The 3,556-nt window shown below is 39.6% G+C and carries 4 protein-coding genes and 1 riboswitch; of the genes, 3 read left to right on the forward strand and 1 reads right to left on the reverse strand.

Annotated elements, in window-relative coordinates; all coding sequences use genetic code 11:
- Positions 1 to 107 precede the first annotated feature (107 nt).
- Positions 108 to 278, forward strand: coding sequence for a hypothetical protein (locus ARSQ2_RS04325; RefSeq protein WP_181994485.1), 171 nt, complete (start codon positions 108 to 110; stop codon positions 276 to 278).
- Between the two features lie 40 nt (positions 279 to 318).
- Complete coding sequence (gene hldE, locus ARSQ2_RS04330) at positions 319 to 1,746, forward strand: bifunctional D-glycero-beta-D-manno-heptose-7-phosphate kinase/D-glycero-beta-D-manno-heptose 1-phosphate adenylyltransferase HldE (protein ID WP_181994487.1); 1,428 nt, start codon at positions 319 to 321, stop codon at positions 1,744 to 1,746.
- A 79-nt stretch (positions 1,747 to 1,825) separates the two neighbouring features.
- Here hldE and ubiK read toward each other — a convergent pair whose 3' ends face one another.
- Positions 1,826 to 2,068, reverse strand: coding sequence for a ubiquinone biosynthesis accessory factor UbiK (gene ubiK, locus ARSQ2_RS04335; protein WP_181994488.1), 243 nt, complete (start codon positions 2,066 to 2,068; stop codon positions 1,826 to 1,828).
- 271 nt (positions 2,069 to 2,339) lie between these two features.
- Positions 2,340 to 2,505, forward strand: a riboswitch (FMN riboswitch).
- Between the two features lie 120 nt (positions 2,506 to 2,625).
- Between ubiK and ribB the strand changes: the two genes are divergently transcribed.
- On the forward strand, positions 2,626 to 3,279 hold the full coding sequence (gene ribB, locus ARSQ2_RS04340) for a 3,4-dihydroxy-2-butanone-4-phosphate synthase (protein ID WP_181994486.1): 654 nt from the start codon (positions 2,626 to 2,628) through the stop codon (positions 3,277 to 3,279).
- Positions 3,280 to 3,556: the final 277 nt, after the last annotated feature.

Below are 3,556 nucleotides of genomic sequence, written 5' to 3' on the forward strand. Positions count from 1 at the left end.
AACCCTTCTTCTTCCATCGTAAATATCACTTTACGTCTAAAATCAATTGAATAGCTCATATAAATAATGTCATCAAAATTAAGTCGCTTAGCTATACCTTGGATCATTTGTCATTACAGGCGTTACCCAGTAAAGTGTTAGTCTCTCAGTTTGAACAGCAACGTAAAAAAGTTCTGCTTAGTTGGCAAAAATGGTTTTATGCTAGTTCAGTTGAAATAGAATTGACTCGCCGTACTTTTAGTACGATTGATAGAGTTGGGCTATGTTACTATTGCTAGCAATCTTGATTGCGGTAATTTATTTGTAATTGGAGTATGGATGAAAATCACTCTCCCTGATTTTAAACAGGCTAGTATTTTGGTGATCGGCGATGTTATGTTAGATCGTTATTGGTATGGATTAACTAACCGAATTTCACCAGAAGCGCCGGTTCCGGTCGTTAAAGTGGAAATGAAAGAAGAACGTCCTGGTGGTGCTGCTAACGTTGCCATGAATATTGCAGCTTTGGGCGCCAATGTTCGTTTGCTAGGGCTGACTGGTATTGATGATGCTGCTGAAGTATTAACCGAGAAACTTAATCAAGCTAATGTATGTTGTGATTTTGTTACATTATCAACGCATCCTACGATTACTAAGCTGAGAATTCTATCGCATAATCAACAACTTATTCGACTGGATTTTGAAGAAGGATTCGGTGATGTCGATATAAATCCGCTGTTAGATCGGATTCGGCAAGCGTTGCCACGCGTCGGGGCACTGGTATTGTCTGATTATGGCAAGGGTGCGTTAGCACAAATTGCGCAGATCATTGTATTAGCAAATGCTGCTCAAGTGCCAGTTCTTATTGATCCGAAAGGTAGTGATTTTGAACGTTATCGTGGAGCGACTTTATTAACTCCCAATATGTCTGAATTTGAAGCTATTGTTGGTAAATGTGCAAACAATAGCAAAATTGAGCAGAAAGGAATGAAATTAATTGATTCCCTTGATCTTAAGGGATTACTTATCACTCGTTCAGAACGCGGGATGACACTGTTGCAGCGTGAAAAACCGCCTTTAAATTTACCGACCGAAGCGCAGGAAGTTTATGATGTTACCGGAGCTGGTGATACGGTTATTGGTGTTTTGGCAACGGGGTTGGCGGCTCGACTCGATTTTCATCAAGCTTGTGTATTAGCTAATGCGATTGCTGGAGTCGTGGTTGGAAAACTGGGTACTTCAACGGTATCACCCATTGAGCTGGAGAATGCCATTCATGGTCGAACTGATGATGGTCTTGGTGTGATGAATGAGCAGCAGCTAAAGCATGCGGTTGCAGCTGCCCGTAGCCGTGGCGAAAAGATTGTGATGACCAATGGTTGCTTTGATATCTTACATGCTGGCCATGTTATCTATTTAGCCAATGCACGTAAGTTAGGCGATCGATTAATTGTTGCGGTGAATAGTGATGCTTCAACTAAACGATTAAAAGGTGATGATCGTCCTATTAATCCATTAGCTCAGCGTATGACCGTGTTAGGGGCGCTAGGTTCAGTAGATTGGGTGGTCTCTTTTGAAGACGATACTCCTCAACGCCTGATCAGTGAAATCTTACCCCATGTATTAGTCAAAGGTGGCGATTATAAGCCGGAAGATATTGCTGGTAGCCAAGAGGTCTGGGCGGCAGGTGGTGAAGTTAAAGTGCTTAATTTTGAAGCGGGGCTGTCGACGACAAATATTATTAATACGATTATGAAAAGTGATTAATATTTTGAGATAAAAAATAACGATGCTACGATAGTAGGTAGTATCGTGGCATTTTGTTATTCATTCTTGTTTTCGTTGGCTAGCCGTTTTTTTCTAATTGTTCAATGCGTTTTTCCATTTGTGCCATTTTTTCACGGGTTCGCAGTAAAACTTGTGTTTGAATATCAAACTCTTCACGTGAGACTAAATCGAGTTTTCCTAACTGGGACTGTAATATTGCCCGTAGCTTTTTATCAAGATCTTCGCCTAAGTCACCTATTCCTTGCGGGAAGGTATCTTTGATCTGGCGAACAACTTGTTCAATTTTTTTCGCGTCAAGCATTACGCTATCCTTTTTGGTCACAAATTATAATCTATAGGTTATTTAATAGCAGATCTTAAAATAATCAGCTTAATTTGACAAAATTATTTTTAATAAATTTGCTGAGAATAATGGGTCTAAATTAGCGCAATAACCATTTAATACTAAGTTGGCTGACTTTGGCTGACTTTGGCTGACTTTGGCTGACTATATAAATAAATGAAAATACTACTCCATGATATATTTTGTTATTGTTGATTGCTACAGAATTATATTCACGATATAGTTTAGCTGTTTATCTCAGGGCGGAGTGAAATTCTCCACCGACGGTGATATTTATTCTGTTAATTGAATAATTAAGTCCGCGAGCGTTCCATTATGGCATTTTGTGATGGAAGTCAGCAGATCCAGTGAGATTCTGGAACCGACGGTTATAGTCCGGATGGGAGAAAATAACGATATCTGTAGTTTTGAGGCCTGCCAATTGTGTGCAGATTTTTAAGATACTGATTTGATTTTTTATACTCCCAGGTTTGCCCTGGTTCTGGTAATTTAGTATTTATTGATGAGGTTTTATCATGAATCAGACGTCACTTTCCACCTATGGCAATCCGATCGAACGTATAGAGCGTGCTCTTAAGGCATTACGTCAAGGTAAAGGTGTTATGGCACTTGACGACGAAGGCCGTGAAAACGAGGGTGATATTATTTTTGCTGCTGAAACTATGACTGTTGAACAGATGGCATTGACTATCCGCCATGGTAGTGGAATTGTTTGTCTTTGTATAACGAAAGAACGCCTTAAGCAGCTAGCATTACCGATGATGGTTGAAGAAAATTCTAGTCAATTCCAAACCGCATTTACTATTACCATCGAGGCTTCCGAAGGTGTAACAACCGGCGTTTCAGCCAGTGATCGTTTAATGACTATCCGTAAAGCAATTGCCGATGATGCAAAACCGACCGATCTGAATCGGCCTGGACATGTTTTTCCTTTGAGAGCCGAAGAAGGAGGGGTATTGCAGCGTCGTGGTCATACCGAAGCTACTATTGATTTGGTGACTTTAGCCGGTTTTAAGCCAGCAGGTGTTTTATGTGAGTTGACAAATGACGATGGTACCATGGCCCGTATGTCAGAAGTACTTATTTTTGCCAAGCAACATGATATGCCGGTAATAACTATTGAGGATTTGGTAATTTATCGTCAGCAATTTACCAAAAAAGCAGGTTAGCAGTTTGAATAAGCTATTTCTGGTGATTGGATTTTATCCTATCTGAGTTTTATGCTTAAACCAGTATGTTCAATACTGGAAAGTTTTCTCTCAAATTCCTGCCATATTGAAATATATCGCCATAATGGAAAACTATGGCGATTGAAGAATGATGCGTAAATTTGCTTTGCCGGTAAAACCGGATTGTTTCAATTGGCAGCTCTATAGCTCTATATAGCTAAGCGACTTAATTTTGATGACATTATTTATATGAGCTATTCAATTGATTTTATACGTA

Source organism: Arsenophonus endosymbiont of Bemisia tabaci Q2 (assembly GCF_902713415.1).
Taxonomy (GTDB): Bacteria; Pseudomonadota; Gammaproteobacteria; order Enterobacterales; family Enterobacteriaceae; genus Arsenophonus.